The organism is Halomonas sp. 113, assembly GCF_904067645.1.
GTDB classification, from domain to species: domain Bacteria; phylum Pseudomonadota; class Gammaproteobacteria; order Pseudomonadales; family Halomonadaceae; genus Vreelandella; species Vreelandella titanicae.
Window position 1 is genome coordinate 2,827,125 of record NZ_LR881453.1, and the last position, 14,693, is coordinate 2,841,817.

The 14,693-nt window shown below is 51.6% G+C and carries 14 protein-coding genes and 2 pseudogenes; 8 read left to right on the plus strand and 8 right to left on the minus strand.

Annotated elements, in window-relative coordinates; genetic code table 11:
* Positions 1 to 115: 115 nt before the first annotated feature.
* The 7 genes and pseudogenes from YERSI8AC_RS13350 to YERSI8AC_RS13380 form a co-directional block, all read right to left on the minus strand.
* On the minus strand, positions 116 to 859 hold the full coding sequence (locus YERSI8AC_RS13350) for a sulfite exporter TauE/SafE family protein (protein ID WP_159176874.1): 744 nt from the start codon (positions 857 to 859) through the stop codon (positions 116 to 118).
* Between the two features lie 147 nt (positions 860 to 1,006).
* The gene (locus YERSI8AC_RS13355) at positions 1,007 to 1,546 is read right to left on the minus strand and encodes a hypothetical protein (protein ID WP_159176875.1); all 540 of its coding nucleotides are present in this window, start codon (positions 1,544 to 1,546) and stop codon (positions 1,007 to 1,009) included.
* 148 nt (positions 1,547 to 1,694) lie between these two features.
* Positions 1,695 to 2,207: pseudogene (locus YERSI8AC_RS13360) on the minus strand (transposase); the annotation flags it as partial.
* 138 nt (positions 2,208 to 2,345) lie between these two features.
* Entirely contained in the window at positions 2,346 to 2,753 is a 408-nt protein-coding gene (locus YERSI8AC_RS13365; RefSeq protein WP_159176877.1) for a potassium channel family protein, read from the minus strand.
* The gene (locus tag YERSI8AC_RS13370) at positions 2,713 to 3,729 is read right to left on the minus strand and encodes a two pore domain potassium channel family protein (protein ID WP_159176878.1); all 1,017 of its coding nucleotides are present in this window, start codon (positions 3,727 to 3,729) and stop codon (positions 2,713 to 2,715) included. Before YERSI8AC_RS13370 ends, YERSI8AC_RS13365 begins: the two co-directional genes overlap by 41 nt.
* 123 nt (positions 3,730 to 3,852) lie before the next feature.
* The gene (locus YERSI8AC_RS13375) at positions 3,853 to 4,683 is read right to left on the minus strand and encodes a hypothetical protein (RefSeq protein ID WP_159176879.1); all 831 of its coding nucleotides are present in this window, start codon (positions 4,681 to 4,683) and stop codon (positions 3,853 to 3,855) included.
* A gap of 73 nt (positions 4,684 to 4,756) precedes the next feature.
* On the minus strand, positions 4,757 to 5,398 hold the full coding sequence (locus YERSI8AC_RS13380) for a hypothetical protein (protein ID WP_159176880.1): 642 nt from the start codon (positions 5,396 to 5,398) through the stop codon (positions 4,757 to 4,759).
* Between the two features lie 228 nt (positions 5,399 to 5,626).
* Between YERSI8AC_RS13380 and YERSI8AC_RS13385 the strand changes: the two genes are divergently transcribed.
* The 3 genes and pseudogenes from YERSI8AC_RS13385 (at position 5,627) to YERSI8AC_RS13395 (ending at position 8,149) form a co-directional block, all read left to right on the plus strand.
* Positions 5,627 to 6,073, plus strand: a complete 447-nt coding sequence (locus YERSI8AC_RS13385; protein ID WP_422822523.1) for a phage integrase N-terminal SAM-like domain-containing protein — start codon at positions 5,627 to 5,629, stop codon at positions 6,071 to 6,073.
* Positions 6,064 to 6,474, plus strand: a pseudogene (locus YERSI8AC_RS13390) (tyrosine-type recombinase/integrase). Before YERSI8AC_RS13385 ends, YERSI8AC_RS13390 begins: the two are co-directional and overlap by 10 nt.
* A gap of 361 nt (positions 6,475 to 6,835) precedes the next feature.
* Positions 6,836 to 8,149 carry a hypothetical protein gene (locus YERSI8AC_RS13395; RefSeq protein WP_159176881.1) on the plus strand — a complete coding sequence of 438 codons (1,314 nt, stop codon included), beginning with the start codon at positions 6,836 to 6,838 and terminating at the stop codon, positions 8,147 to 8,149.
* Positions 8,150 to 8,153: 4 nt separating this feature from the next.
* On the opposite strand, the gene YERSI8AC_RS13400 is transcribed toward YERSI8AC_RS13395, so the two are convergent.
* Positions 8,154 to 8,675 (minus strand): zinc ribbon-containing protein, encoded by a 522-nt coding sequence (locus tag YERSI8AC_RS13400; protein WP_009286975.1) that lies wholly within the window; start codon positions 8,673 to 8,675, stop codon positions 8,154 to 8,156.
* 161 nt (positions 8,676 to 8,836) lie between these two features.
* Here YERSI8AC_RS13400 and leuS point away from each other — a divergent pair, with 161 nt between their 5' ends.
* The 5 genes from leuS (at position 8,837) to YERSI8AC_RS13425 (ending at position 14,414) form a co-directional block, all read left to right on the plus strand.
* Positions 8,837 to 11,422 carry a leucine--tRNA ligase gene (gene leuS / locus YERSI8AC_RS13405; RefSeq protein ID WP_159176882.1) on the plus strand — a complete coding sequence of 862 codons (2,586 nt, stop codon included), beginning with the start codon at positions 8,837 to 8,839 and terminating at the stop codon, positions 11,420 to 11,422.
* Positions 11,419 to 11,913, plus strand: a complete 495-nt coding sequence (locus YERSI8AC_RS13410) for an LPS-assembly lipoprotein LptE (protein ID WP_159176883.1) — start codon at positions 11,419 to 11,421, stop codon at positions 11,911 to 11,913. Before leuS ends, YERSI8AC_RS13410 begins: the two co-directional genes overlap by 4 nt.
* The gene (gene holA, locus YERSI8AC_RS13415) at positions 11,910 to 12,977 is read left to right on the plus strand and encodes a DNA polymerase III subunit delta (protein ID WP_088699942.1); all 1,068 of its coding nucleotides are present in this window, start codon (positions 11,910 to 11,912) and stop codon (positions 12,975 to 12,977) included. Before YERSI8AC_RS13410 ends, holA begins: the two co-directional genes overlap by 4 nt.
* A gap of 86 nt (positions 12,978 to 13,063) precedes the next feature.
* Positions 13,064 to 13,462: a PA2779 family protein gene (locus YERSI8AC_RS13420; protein ID WP_009286979.1), complete on the plus strand. Its 399-nt coding sequence runs from the start codon at positions 13,064 to 13,066 to the stop codon at positions 13,460 to 13,462.
* 13 nt (positions 13,463 to 13,475) lie between these two features.
* A complete protein-coding gene (locus tag YERSI8AC_RS13425; protein ID WP_159176884.1) occupies positions 13,476 to 14,414 on the plus strand; it encodes a PA2778 family cysteine peptidase in 939 nt (312 codons plus the stop codon).
* Positions 14,415 to 14,693 lie beyond the last annotated feature (279 nt).

Genomic DNA, 14,693 nt, shown 5'->3' on the forward strand with positions numbered 1-14,693 from the left:
ATGGCGCATGATTATGCGAAGTCTACCGTGACATTGTGGGCTCTAGCTCAGGAATAGGCAGCTATGCTACGGCCGCTTTCAGATCCCACCGCCGCCACGAAAGGCGCTACCCGCCCTATGCAAGGGCGGTTTTGCTGACCAGCACGACACCGAAGGCGATCAGCATCAGCAACACCACTTTGCGGAAGGTGTCGGCATCCATCCGCTGGCGCACGATACCGCCGATCTTGGTGCCGACGTAGACGGGTATTAACCCCAACAGCGAGATCCAAATCGATTCGACCGTCATGAGTCCCAGCTTCGCCAGGCCCACGGCCATGATCAGGCTCGAAAGGGTAAAGGAGATATTGATCGCCTGGATAAACCGCTTGGGATCGAGTTGAAGCGCCAGCAGGAACGGCAAGACCGGCATGACTTGCGATCCGGTCATGCCATTCACCAGACCGGTGAGAAAACCGGAAACCGGCGCAAGTTTGCGGCCCAGGCTCTCCGACATCGGTTGGCCAGGGCGAAGCAGCGTGAAAGCGCCGTAGCCGATAAGCACCAGGCCCAGTATCGCGCCGGCGACCAGGCTATCGATCAGATCCAGCACGGCGAGGCCAATCAGCAGGCCGGGAATGGTGGCGAGAAACATCGGCCAGAAGCGCTGCACCGTCTCCCCAAAGTGCCCTGCCTGCATCATCACGATGGCGTTACTCACCAGCGAGGGAATGATGACCAGCGGTATGGCGGATTTGAGGCCCAGCCCAAGCGCGAGGATGGGTAGCGCGGATGTTGAGAACCCCAGACCGGTCGCCCCTTTGACGAAGGCAGCCACAAGATAGGCACAGGTGATGATCAGAATCGTCTCGAAATTCACGGTGCATCCATACGGTAACCCTCACAGATTGGTCTTAGGTCGACTTACGTCCAGAAACGAACGTTCAGCCAGAACAGATATAACGTAAAGCACAATGGCACGAGCTTGCGAGTGTCCGGCACCGAAGGTGCAGATTGGCGCGTCTTGTTATGAGCCTCCGCACTGGGCTATCGCGTCATCAAAACCAACCTCGGCAGTGAATGACTTATAGGTTTTTGGCATACCTTTTGGGAAGTTTAAATTGGGTTTGAGCATTGCGTGGAGAAGGCGCTCCAACGCACGAACAAACTTTCTACCTTTACCATTCGCGTCGATGAGCAGGATAGAATATTGGCCAATCTGAGATAGAGCGGTCACGTAGTGATCATATCCATTATCCGCGCTGGGCTTTAAGTTCAAACCGTTTACCACTCGTCGGAGAAATGTATTCATACCGTATTTCGGAGACATGCCAAAATGCCCCCCGATTCTGTGGGCAAAATGACTAGAGCTGCACATGCCCACGTATACGCACTCGCCTTCTTGGTTGAAGAATATATATACGCCGTGGCGTAGGGCCTGATTTGAACCATCAGTTAAGAGCAAATCAAACAGCCGGAGCTGTTCAAGACTCTTCTTGGGCGCCAAGTCGATAGATTCAATCACTTCGCCAATATCCATCGTTCGAAAACCATCAACTTTTATCACGTGACTCAACTGCTTTCCTCATATAACGAGGCTGTAGAAAAACCCGGTTTCGAGCCCTCTCCACCGCCAGTCGTCCTAATTCATTTACCCAGCCAGTCCTCTGGCGGGATAATATTAATATCGGCATTCAGCCACTTGAGCGCCCAGCTAGTCCTCTTAGTTTCTCCCGCTTCTCGCCCAATTCTTTGAACGTACCCGACCACTCCTTAGAGGCATCGGAGGACATCTTGCAGCCGTCAATGGCAAAGAGTTCGTTACCCAGCAAGCCTTGTTCATGACACACCAGCAGCACTTGTTCGAATAGCGCTTCAATCTCATCAGCATGGCGACTGACGAAGCTGGCCAGTGTGGTGAAGTGGGGAACGGTATCGCAGGAAAGGGCTTTGAAAATAATATTGGTCTCGCAGCACCACTGCATCTCACGGCTGGAGGTGATGCCTTTGGAGTAAGCAAACAGGATAATCTTAAGCAGGATGGCCGGATCATAGGCCAGCCGGCCGGTCGCATCGTTGCGGTACTTGGGGTGGAAAACGGACAAGTCGAGTTTATGCTCGATCAGGTAATGCACTGCGTGCTCAAAGGTACCGGGTTGGAGTTGATCTTGGTAGTTGATAACCACCATGGCATTTTGATCGTGGTTATAAGGCTTGAAGCGCGGCATGCTGACCACTCCTCGTCTGTTTTCTCGATCCTACCAAAACTTTGCCGTCAGCGGGGTTTTTCTACAGGCTCAACGTTTGCAGCAGGGGCGCGACGTCAGGAGCGTCCCTTGCCTGCATTTGTTATATGATATTGCCGACTAGTACTGTTTTGATTTTGAAGCATAACCAGCCAAGAAAAACCCCATTAACACCATTCCTGAAAATGCCTGAAGCGAGGAATAAATTTGCAACCAAGGTTGCTTTTGATATATATCGCCATAGCCCAATGTAACAAAAGTCACTATGCTAAAATAAATCGAATTAACGAGCTCTCCATATGTTACGGATCCCTCAGAATAGAAATAAACAGAAGATGACAAAAGAATCAATCCGAAAGAAAAAAATAAGCTCCTAATTGGGCGTTCTCCAAAACCCCAAACAAGATAATCAAAGAAGCAAAGCAAGAATTTTACGTAGGACTTAACTCCCAACCACATTTTCCCGACGGTGCTCTTAAGATGCCACTCATCCCAATTGGATTTCTTTGGAAACAACAGCGATAGCATATAGTTTTTCTTTTCTTTTCTTTTCTTTTCTTTTCTTTTCTTTTCTTTTCTTTTCTTTAAAGAAATTATCTCCAGCCTGTGATTTATTTCCAACTGACGAAAAAAAATTTTTAGCTTTAGCATAGAACTTTGATCTAGAATGAAAAGGATTGCTCTTTGACTTCTCTGCACGAAAAATGAAATCATCAATTTTAGTGTGTTCAAGAGTGGCATCAAAGTTTTTACCTGTAATAGAACACCGCATTAGCGTACTTCTAGAAGCATGAAAACGAAGGTCGCACCCTTTAAAATGAAAATCTTGAAAGACTCCATCTTTTAAGGTTAGCTCTTGCTTTTCTTTAAAGTAGCCGTGGCTCCATAGCTTTGTGTCGTAAAAATCAAGAAATGCCAACCCACCTGATATTTCTAGCCCAATTGCTGAGCAATGCCATAGATAAAGATGCGTATTGCTCACAGCACCTGTGATTTTCAGATTATCTAAACACGAAAAGTCAAGCAAACGACCAGAGAGAATCGGCGATTTTAGCTCAACACCTCCAAGATTCAAAAGGAAGTGCTCTTTTAGAAACTGTGGGCGACCTCCTATCCAGCTAGATATTCTAAACTCCCTTTTGGTGCTTTCGTGAATTTCGACACCGTAATTTCTTTCTAACCAGAAAAAATACGGCTTATATTGATCTTCTTTTTTTATCCAGCCTGAATTTCTTATAGAATCTAGCTTTTTAAAGCTCTTCTCAAAAAGCATGTATTTATTATTTTGCTTGTACTCACAGAGCACAAGCTCTTCTTCTGCACTAATAAATCGCGAAAATCCATGCCTAAATAAAATCTCTGGGGATAGCGATTCGCTTTCCAACCACTCATCATAATGGGATAACTTTTTTTTAAAAATAGTGAATAGCGCAGGATAATCATGCTTTATTCGCCACTCATTAAACTTTTCAGGTGGAAGATTCCACAAAACTCTTGGATCCAAAGCACGGCCCGCCTTTTTATAAAAATCCGCTAATTACAACGGTTAGTTGCACATATAACGCCCATGCGCAGCGGCCGGTTTGTGTAGCGCAGCGGAACAAACCGGTCCGACTGACGCTATTTGTTAGGCGACGTCCTCATTGCTATAAAGCTTCTTGAGCTTTCCAAAGTCCAATATGGTCAGCTCAATCGGGACCAAAGATGCGGAGGAGAATTCGTGGAAACGACTTTTCAATTTCTCTTCAATTTCATCACTTAGCCCATCCACAACCGCCACGTATACCAACTTGGACCTTGAATTCTTTCCAAACGCGCCTAGCTGCATCGCTTTATATGCAACGTCCGCCATCCGATTCCTAAGGTTTCTGTTTAGGTGTTCACCTTTAATCAACTGGACCTCATATGCGGTTAACATATTTTCAGTAACAGCTAAACCATCGACCTGCACTCTTTGGTCGCCCCGGCGAAGCTCTTGATCCTTTATTATTTCAATTCCACTTGATGCCTGAAGGTGTTTGATTGCCAAGTCCTCTGCCAGACCGTAATCGTACATTACACCAAGGTATTTTCTTGGATTTCGTGGCAAAGTGACTGTGATATCAGGCGCTGCTTCGAAGCTATTTTCATTTTCAAACATTTCGATTTCGGCTTGCTGCTTAAATCGTTTTTCTGTAGGAGTGAGAGCTCTTAAAAATGCCTCATCACTGACAAAATCTTTAGGCGCGTAAAGCTTAGTATGATGGTGGCTAACCAGCCATGCGAAAACAAGCAATACTAAGAACGGAAAGATCACGAGAAACCATATCAGTGGCATTCTTTCCTCAGTTACGAGGAAGTTTGCAGACGTGCTTAGAACAAGGCCTGCAATGCCGTAAAGCAGAACAATAAAAAGAGCGATTATCCCTAAAGGGTTGCCAGAAAGCTTTTCTGCTGTCTTACCGAAATCCTTTATCATTCATTTTCCTATTGAGATTATTCCGCCTAACGCTGCAATCACGCGCTTGTCGCGTGCATTGCCTTGTTCTGTATCATTTCATAGCTCCATTTATCTGCTTACGCATTGGATCCATGAGGTTGTCCAGGGCTTTAAGCAGCCTCTTTCTACTTTGTTCATTTCCCTTTATCAGCTGGGATATTTGCTCGGTAACACCTTCAACATACCTGTTGCCTGACACCCTTCTCAATTCTATTAACGTTTGCTTTCCAAACTGATACTGGGCAAACGCATTCATCGAATCCATGAGCTCTTTGTAGTGCTCCGGTTCGACTAATAGCGCGCTTTTCTCTAGCGTATTAACCAACTCTCTGAGGTCGCCGGAAAATTTTTCTAGCGCATCTTGCCCGGCATGATCCCATAGTTCATTCATGCCATATTTCAGCTCAACCATTTTTACCCATAACTCGTTGTAACGCTCAAACTGCTTTTCTGAGTATGGGCCGATCCTTACCTTGTATTTTTCAAACTCAATATCCGCCTGATTCTTTAGATCAAGAAGAAGCTTGTCGGTTTTTTCTTTGAGTTGATTTTTGTGACTCTCCAATTTTACGTTGTACTCATGCTTTATAGCGTTCTCCAAGCGTGCCTTTATCCAATTTCTGAATAACCATGCCACAGCACCAAGTAGTGCCGATGAACCGATAGTAGAAATTGCTATATCGAGTAAATTCATGGATCTCCTTTCAAGCTACAGAACAGGTATTAGACGGCACGTCCTATGATTGGATGAACGTGCCAGCATGTTTACTTAGCAAATGTAGCCTACCTTTTCGTGCATAACCACATGATTTTAAATTAAATTAACATTAATTAGGCTGCATTTGCTGAATTCACACGCTTGCACGTTTTGCCAAGCTCAACAATACTGTATGCATATCCACCACCAGGAGATAGAAAACAAATGGATATGCAAAGCAGGCCTCCCAAATTAATGGATCGTGTGAAAGCTGTTATGCGGGTAAAGCGCTATAGCCCACGTACTGAAAAAACATACTGTTACTGGATACGTTACTTCATTCGTTATCATGGGGTGCGTCACCCTGCCAGTATGGGCCCTTCTGAAGTGCAGGCTTTTCTGGAGCACCTTGCCGTAGAGCGATATGTGGCTGCAGCTACACAAAACCAAGCGCTTAATGCTTTAGTATTTCTGTATCGCCATATCCTTGATATGCCATTAGGTGATATTGGTACCTTTTCACGAGCTAAACGCCCGCGTCGATTACCTGTCGTGCTTTCTCACGAAGAGGTTATGCGCGTATTAAATCAATTGTCTGGGCCTATGAATTTGATGGCAACCCTGATGTATGGCTCAGGACTGAGCTCATCGAAACGTGTCGTTTGCGCGTAAGAGATATTGATACCGAACGCCATATCATCACCGTCAGGGCAGGGAAAGGTGCTCTGGATCGTAAGTACCCAAGCGCGGGTATTTCCCTAGGTTGGCAATGGCTGTTTCCTGCCAGCCGCCCATGCTGTGATGATGCCGGGAACGTCGTTCTTCACCATATTCATTCATCGGCTGTGCAAAAGGCCGTGAAGCAGGCGATGAAATCTGCATCATTGCCACGTCCAGGCTCTTGCCATACCTTACGGCACAGTTTCGCCACCCAATGACTGAGCCCAAGCACGGACATTCGCACAGTACAAGAATTGCTAGGCCACAAAAGTATCGAGACAACGCAAATTTATACGCATGTAATAGGGAAGGAATTTGCAGGTGTGCGCTGCCCTATTAGGCTAATGAGCTAAAACGAAACCACGCTACCGCCAAGGCACACCTGGGTTACGTTAAAACGCTCCAGTTGAGACCGAGTCTGACTAATTAACCATACCTTATTCATAAATTTGGATTAGGTCACGTATCGATAAAAAAAAGTGTTTCCTCTCTTAGGGCAACGGCTCGTTAGTTGCATGGCTCTGGCATCGCTGCGCGATGCTCCCGCGGGTGCCTCATTTGCTCGTTCCTCGCAGATTCGTTACCACGCGCTACAAAATGTGGCTACGCACGCAATGGTGCCAGTGTACAAAATGCTCTTGCTTCATAACTCGTTGCCACTGGCCTTCCTTTGCAAATCCGATTAGCCTGCTAATTCACTATTAAGGGTTTGGCATGCAAGAGACGACTTCTCGGCAGCGCTTGGCGGGCGTGCTGATTCTGCTTGGGCTTATCGCACAGATTATCGGTTTTACCGGCTGGTTGAGCACTGCGCATGCGGTGAGCTATTTGCTGTGGGCGGCGGTTGTGTTGCTGTGGCGGGATATTCCCCGTCGTTCGCGGATTCAAGCGGGCGTATTGATTGCACTTGGTGCGGGCATGCTGCTGGTGGCGCGGTTTGTGTATGGCGCCGAGGTGGATTGGCCCGCTATGTTACAGGGCAATTCGTTTGTGGCGGCCATGTTGGTGGGCGTTAGTTTTATTTCGCTGATTGGGAAGCAAGGCAACAAGGGCGCGACAGGCAGCCGAGTGACTGGGGCGGGGGGTATTTTACGTACCTGGCTGGGGGTGCACTTTCTGGGGACGATTTTAAATCTCTCTACCGTGTTTATGGTGGGCGATAAGCTGGCCCGGCGTGGCCCCCTCACTACGCCGCAGCTGTTGGCGCTTAACCGTGGGCTGAGCAGCGCGGCGCTGTGGTCGCCGTTTTTTGCCTCCATGGGCGTGGTGATTGCGCTGGTGCCCGACGTTGAGTACGCGCAAATTGCCGTGGTGGGCTTTCCCATGGCGATGCTGTCAGGGCTATTAACCACGCTGGAACTTCGGCGCCGGTTTGATCTCAGCGAGGTGGATGGCTATTCCCTGGCGCCACGTAGCCTGTTTATGCCAGTGGGTATGGCAGCGTTGGTGATGCTTTTTCACTTTGTGCTCACCCCTGCCCTTACCATTGTCAGCATTATTACCTTTCTGCTGCCCAGCGTGGCGGTATTGAGCAACCTACCCCATGGGCCCCGTTTTACCCTGCGACGCCTTCGCCAGCACACCACCACGCGGCTACCCGCCATGCGCGGGGAAATTTCGCTGTTTTTAGCCGCGGGACTTTTAACGATTGGTCTTTCAACCCTGGTAACAGCGGCAGCTGGCAGCGACTGGACGCTGTTCACCCGCTTTGGCACACCTCAGGCGATGCTTAGTTTTGCAGCGATTACCCTGAGCGCACTGGCAGGGCTTCATCCCATTATTGGGGTGTCGGTGCTGGCCTCGATACTGAACTTACAGAACGGTGAGCAAACCGTATTTGCATTTGTGGCATTAACGTCGTGGGCAGTGGGCACCAGCGTGGGCCCGCTTTCAGGGATCAACCTGTCACTGCAGGGGCGCTACGGGGTGAGCGGCTACCGCATGATGAAAAATAACCTGCTCTACGCAGCAGTCATGAGCCTGCTCTCGCTAGGGGCGATCGCAGGCGTCAGCTTACTAGTTACCTAATCGATCAGGTCTCAATGATTTTATTGGGAAAACGGTAGAAGTAGCGATGGCCACACTGATGGCAAGGCTCCAGGCGCGCAACGGTAGGCAGCATCACCTGGGCATCACAGTGGGTGCAGGCCATTAGGCCAGGCGCCGCCATCTCACCTTCGCAGTAGTCAGCGCGGGCAGCTTCTAAATCTTCTTCGAAGCGCTCGCGTTCGACCACGCTGCGGTCAGCAATTGAAAGCAGCGACTCCGCCACGCGGCGCGAAAGGCCGTCAATGTCGATGCCCAACCAACTGGCTACCTGCTTGCCGGTATCTGCCATGTAGTAGCGCATATCTTTCAGGTCACGCTCGACCCAGGCGCGCAGCAGGGCTAGCTCATCTTTGGTGTACTCCTCTAGCTCCGCTTCAAACTCGACCGCGTCGTCCAAATCCTTCTGCAAGTTTTCCCAGGTTAGCTCATTGGCGCCCCCCTGCATCCGCTCTAGCAAGCGCTCATAGCCTTCGCGCAGGCGATTGTCATTCTGCTGTTCACTCATGGTGCCTCTCCTTTTGTCGACGCGTGCAGTTACCTATCATCGGCTTACCGTTCAAGGATACACCCGCATAGGATACAATCGACCTCACTTATCTGACAGATGTCATCTAACATTCACTTTGCGCCCCTTTTGGGCGAATACGCCAAGGCATTAATAAACCGATGGACGCACACTACAGCCCTCGTGATATCGAACGCGACGCCCAGCAGTACTGGGACAAACATCAGTGCTTCAAAGCCGTAGAGGACGCCAACCGCGAGAAGTTCTACTGCCTCTCCATGTTCCCCTACCCCAGCGGCAAGCTGCACATGGGCCACGTGCGTAACTACACTATCGGCGACGTTGTCTCACGTTTCCAGCGCATGCAGGGTAAAAATGTCATGCAGCCCATGGGCTGGGACGCTTTCGGCATGCCCGCGGAAAACGCCGCCATCCAGAATCAGGTGCCGCCCGCCAAGTGGACGTACCAAAATATCGACTACATGCGCAATCAGTTGAAGGCGCTGGGTTTTGCCTACGACTGGAGCCGCGAGTTCGCCACCTGCGATACCAGCTACTACCGCTGGGAGCAGTGGTTCTTCACCAAGCTGGTGGAAAAAGGCTTGGTATATAAGAAAATGTCGACGGTGAACTGGGATCCGGTTGATCAAACCGTCCTCGCCAATGAGCAAGTTATCGAAGGCCGCGGCTGGCGCTCCGGTGCGCTGGTTGAGCGTAAAGAGATACCGCTGTGGTTCTTGAAGATTACCGACTACGCCGATGAGCTGCTGGCCGACCTGGATAAAGTCGAATGGCCCGAGCAGGTCAAAACCATGCAGCGCAACTGGATTGGTAAATCCCGCGGTGTCGAGCTGACCTTCGATGTTAAAGGCGCTGATGGCCAACCCAATGAGGCGCTAGCGGTCTATACCACTCGTCCGGATACTCTGCTGGGCGTTACTTATGTGGCCGTTGCCGCTGGCCACCCGCTAGCCAAGCAGGCGGCCGAGCAGAACAGTGAGCTTGCAGCTTTCTGTGATGAGTGCGCCAGGGGCGGCACTTCCGAAGCCGAGATGGCCACCAAAGAGAAGAAAGGCATGCTCACCGGCCATATGGCGGTTCACCCGCTAACGGGCGATGAAGTGCCCGTCTACGTGGCTAATTTCGTGCTGATGGAGTTTGGTACCGGTGCCGTCATGGCGGTACCCGGCCACGACCAGCGCGACTGGGAGTTTGCCACCAAGTACGGCATTGCCATCAAACCGGTCATCGCCGATGAAAGCGGCCAGCCTGCCGACGTTTCTGAGGCGGCCTACGCCGAATACGGCAAGCTGGTCAACTCAGGTGAGTTTGATGGTCTTGATTTTGAACAAGCGTTCGATGCCATTGCCGCCAAACTGGCGGAGCTTGGTCGTGGCGAAGTCAAAACCAACTACCGCCTGCGCGATTGGGGCGTTGCCCGCCAGCGCTACTGGGGCGCGCCGATACCGGTTAAATACGGCCCGGAAGGTCAAACCGTTCCCCTCACCGATGACGAGCTGCCGGTTTCTCTCCCCATGGAAGTCACCGTAGACGCCTCGGGCTCGCCGCTGAAAAAGATGCCGGCGTTCTCTGATCTGGGCGATGGCTGGACGCGCGAAACCGACACCTTCGACACCTTTATGGAGTCCTCCTGGTACTACGCGCGCTTCTGCTGTGCCGATAACACCGAAGCCATGCTGGACGAGCGTGCCAACTACTGGCTGCCGGTGGATCTCTACATTGGCGGTATCGAGCACGCCATTCTGCACCTGCTGTATGCGCGTTTCTTCCACAAACTGATGCGTGACTTTGGCTTGGTGGATTCCGACGAGCCGTTCCAGCAGCTTCTGACCCAGGGCATGGTCATTGCGGAAACCTTCTACCGCTCCACTGATAACGGAGGCAAGCAGTGGTTTAACCCCGCTGACGTGGAAGTGAAGCGCGATGAGAAAGGCCGCCCGCTGAGCGCTATCCTTATGAGCGACGGCGAGCCGGTGGAAATGGGTGGCATCGAGAAGATGTCCAAGTCGAAAAACAACGGCGTTGATCCGCAGTCGATGATCGACAAGTTTGGTGCCGATACCGTACGCCTGTTTATGATGTTTGCCGCACCCCCCGAGCAGTCCCTGGAGTGGTCGGATTCAGGTGTAGAGGGCGCGCACCGCTTCTTGAAGCGCCTATGGCGTCAAGTCAATGAGCACTTGGCATCGGGCACGCCCGGCACGCGGGACGTCAATGCACTCAACGACGATCAAAAGGCGCTGCGCCGGAAAACCCACGAGACTATCAAGAAAGCCAGCGACGACATTGGCCGCCGCACCACTTTCAATACAGCCATTGCCGCGGTGATGGAGTTGTCTAACGCCATCGCCAAGTTCGAAGATAGCTCTGAACTTGGTCTGGCGGTGAGTCGCGAGGCGCTGGAAGCCTGCGTATTGTTGCTCTCGCCGATTACCCCACACCTGTGCCATAGCCTGTGGGAAGCGCTTGGCCACGCTGGCCCAGCCATTGAAGCACCTTGGCCAGCTCTTGATGAGAGCGCCCTTACCCGCGATAGCATCGAGCTGGTAGTGCAGGTTAACGGTAAGCTGCGCGCCCGCATTGAAGCCCCTTCAAGCGCGGATAAAGCATCAATCGAAAAACTCGCCATGGAACACGAAAACGTGCAGCGCTTCCTCGAGGGCAACACCGTACGTAAAGTGATCGTGGTGCCCGGAAAACTGGTTAACATCGTGGTGAGTGGATGAACCGACGCACATTTTTAACCGCTAGCATCGCCGCCTCGGCGGCGATGCTGCTCAGCGGCTGTGGGTTTCGGCTACGCGGCACTGAGTCGCTGCCTACGCTGCCCACTCTTGCCTTAGAAGGCGACAACAATAGTGCCGTCGCCCAGCAGATCGCTTCGCGGCTTCAACAGTTAGGCACTCAGGTAGCCGCTGATGCGCCCTGGCGGGTTACGCTGGGCACGCCTGCCTTAAGCGAACGCCGCTTGGGGGGTGATGGTCGGGCAAGCCGCGAGCACGAGTTAGTGCTCAGCATTCGCCTCTCGGTACAGGAGCGAGCCTCCAATGCCTATCACATCAATAACCAGACCCTGTCGACAGATACGCGTATTCGGGTCAGCGATGACGACCTGCTCAACCGTGAAACGCTGATGATGGAAGCTGAGCAAACGCTTTCACGTCAGCTCGCTGATCGCATTATCGAACGCTTGGCTTACGTTGAGGGTATGCAGTGAAGGTATTTGCTGATCAGCTGCCCGCTGCGTTGGCAAAAAAGCTTCCCCGCGTAGTGATCGTAGCGGGGGACGAGCCCTTGCAGCATCGCGACGCCTGCGATGCGGTGAGAGCCGCCGCGCGTCAAGCAGGCGTTGAAGAGCGTGAAGTGCTCGACGTGGAGCCCAATTTCGCCTGGGGTCGCTTGATGGAGATGTCGAGCAACCTCTCGCTGTTTGCGACCAGCAAGCTACTGGAGTTGCGCTTAGGCAATCACAAATTAGGGCAAGAAGGCAGCAAAGCGTTAGCGCAGTACGCCGAAACTCTGGATAACAGCGATGACGTTCTGCTCATTGGTATGGGCAAGCTTGATGCCAAGCAGCAAAAAAGCGCTTGGTTCAAAGCGCTGGATAAGCACGGCTTGTTTGTTCCCGTGTGGCCCGTGGACGCTTCCCGCTTGGGCTACTGGCTACGGGATCGTGCTTCATTGCACGGTCTACAAATTGATCTGGAAGCCGCTCGCCTGCTGGGAGAGCGCACCGAAGGCAATCTTTTGGCCGCTGACCAAGAGTTGCAAAAGCTGGCACTGATTCACCCCCAAGGCACCCGCTTGAACGTGGAAAGTATTGCCCAGGGAGTAGAAGACAGCACCCGCTTTGATGTCTTCAATTTGGCCGATGCCTGCCTGAAAGGCGAACCCAGCCGCGCTTCGCGCATTGTGAATGGCTTACGCAGTGAAGGCGTTGAGGCGCCTATCGTGCTGTGGGCACTTAGCCGAGAGCTACGCACGCTACTCTCGCTGCATCAGCACCTGGATCAAGGGCAGAGTTTTGAGCACGCCTGCAAAACCCAAAAGCCGATGATTTTTGATAAGCGCCGCCCCGCTTACCAGAAAGCCATTGGCCGCCTGCCCATGAAACGACTACATAAATTGCTATTAATGGCCCAGCGGCTCGATTTAGCCGTCAAGGGCGCGGCAACTGTACCGCTATGGCCCGGCCTACACGATCTGGCCATGACCATGGCCGGGGGCCGTGGACTGCTCTCAGAATCCGCCTGGACCTATCGCATTAGTGCAAATAATTAGCACTTTGCATATTACGCTTAAAAATCAAACCATTTGTTTCTATACTCATTCCTTACCACCCCGACTAGTCTATAAGGAAGAAGACGATGAAAACATTGCGTGCTTACCTCTCTACCCTACTGATTGCAGCGCTGGTTATTACCAGCTTACCCGTTGCCGCTGCACCCACTGCGCCCCAATCAATGGATTTAGTCTCCACCCAATCTGTTTTGGCAGCTGACCGTGCTGGCGCTGATCGCGAACGGATTAACGAGATCCTGGCCCGCGCCGATGTGCAAGATCAGCTGGTAAAACAGGGTGTTGATCTGGACGAAGTCGAGGCTCGCGTTGCATCACTCAGTGATGCTGAAGCACAGCAAATGGCTGATCAGCTTGAGCAACTGCCAGCCGGTGCCGGCGTTGTAGGCGCTTTATTTGCCGTTTTCATTATTTTGCTGGTAACCGACATTCTCGGCCTAACCGACGTTTACCCGTTTACTCGCTAATACAAGGCCGCTCATGACCTACCTGTTTTCCAACGCCCGCTTTGCGGGCGTTTTTATTATGCTGCTACTGCTCAGCGGCTGTGCGCGTAATCCGGTATTACTGCAAAGCACCTATCAAGCCCTACCGCCCCATACAGAAATCACCAGCGTACCGTTTTACGCCCAAACAGAATTTCAGTGCGGCCCTGCCACGCTGGCAATGGTACTCAATCACCAGGGTGTCGACACCGACGTTGAGGAGCTGATTCCTCAAGTATTTCTGCCCGGACGCGATGGCAGTGTGCAGCCAGAAATGCTGGCAACGGTGAGACGGCATGAGCAGCTCGCGTTTCCTATTCGCGGCACCATGGACGCCCTATTAAACCATTTGGCAGCGGGCGACCCGGTGGTCGTTATGCAGAATTTGTCGCTGCCGATTTATCCAATGTGGCACTACGCTGTGGCCATTGGTTACGATTTGCCCAGTGAAACGCTTATTCTGCGCAGCGGCGAGATTGAGCGCCATACCATGTCGTTCAGCCGTTTCGATGCCACTTGGGCACGCACTGAGCGCTGGGGATTTGTGGTGGCCGTACCAGGTACTTTGCCTACAGGTATTACTGCCCGCAACGCCTTAGAAGCGCTTAGCGCCTACGAAGAGGCCCATGGGCCACGCGCCACGCTTTCAAGCTGGCAAGCGTTTGCAAAACGCCATCCCACTAACGCTATGGGGCAGTTTGCGTTAGGCAATGCGCTTTACGCAGATCAACAACCCGACAACGCACGCAAGGCGTTTGAACGGGCAACCGAGCTAGATGAAAAGATGGGGGCCGCATGGCTAAATCTGGGCCTTTTACTATTGCAAAACGATGCGCCTGACGCGGCTCGCGAAGCATTAACGCAAGCGGCTGCGCTTGAAGGGAGCTGGCAGGAAAAAGCGCGTTTAGCCTTGGACTCTCTAAATAACGATTAAATATCAATCACTAACAGCGTTATTAATAATAACGAGCACAAGTATGATCCTGCAATTAGTAAAGTTGTGGGATGGCAGACTCGGCGGGTGAGTGCTTAAGTTGCATAAGGATGAAGTCTTTAAGCTGTTCATTGGATTACCTACCCATTAACGGAGAGGTGCCATGCAGAACTGCCCTTTGCAACGGAAGCACTCTTTTGATGATTACGTGTTTTTACCAAACGTACTCTCGCCTGCTCGGCAGTATACAGAGAGGGGCGGCATCACTGCCTGCTTGCT

Excerpts from the sequence above, each read along its gene's own strand:
- YERSI8AC_RS13365 (WP_159176877.1), bottom strand. The coding sequence starts at position 2,753 with ATGCTATCGCTGTTGTTTCCAAAGAAATCCAATTGGGATGAGTGGCAT.
- YERSI8AC_RS13375 (WP_159176879.1), bottom strand. The coding sequence starts at position 4,683 with ATGATAAAGGATTTCGGTAAGACAGCAGAAAAGCTTTCTGGCAACCCT.
- YERSI8AC_RS13380 (WP_159176880.1), bottom strand. The coding sequence starts at position 5,398 with ATGAATTTACTCGATATAGCAATTTCTACTATCGGTTCATCGGCACTA.
- YERSI8AC_RS13385 (WP_422822523.1), top strand. The coding sequence starts at position 5,627 with ATGGATATGCAAAGCAGGCCTCCCAAATTAATGGATCGTGTGAAAGCT.
- YERSI8AC_RS13395 (WP_159176881.1), top strand. The coding sequence starts at position 6,836 with ATGCAAGAGACGACTTCTCGGCAGCGCTTGGCGGGCGTGCTGATTCTG.
- YERSI8AC_RS13400 (WP_009286975.1), bottom strand. The coding sequence starts at position 8,675 with ATGAGTGAACAGCAGAATGACAATCGCCTGCGCGAAGGCTATGAGCGC.
- leuS (WP_159176882.1), top strand. The coding sequence starts at position 8,837 with ATGGACGCACACTACAGCCCTCGTGATATCGAACGCGACGCCCAGCAG.
- YERSI8AC_RS13410 (WP_159176883.1), top strand. The coding sequence starts at position 11,419 with ATGAACCGACGCACATTTTTAACCGCTAGCATCGCCGCCTCGGCGGCG.
- YERSI8AC_RS13420 (WP_009286979.1), top strand. The coding sequence starts at position 13,064 with ATGAAAACATTGCGTGCTTACCTCTCTACCCTACTGATTGCAGCGCTG.
- YERSI8AC_RS13425 (WP_159176884.1), top strand. The coding sequence starts at position 13,476 with ATGACCTACCTGTTTTCCAACGCCCGCTTTGCGGGCGTTTTTATTATG.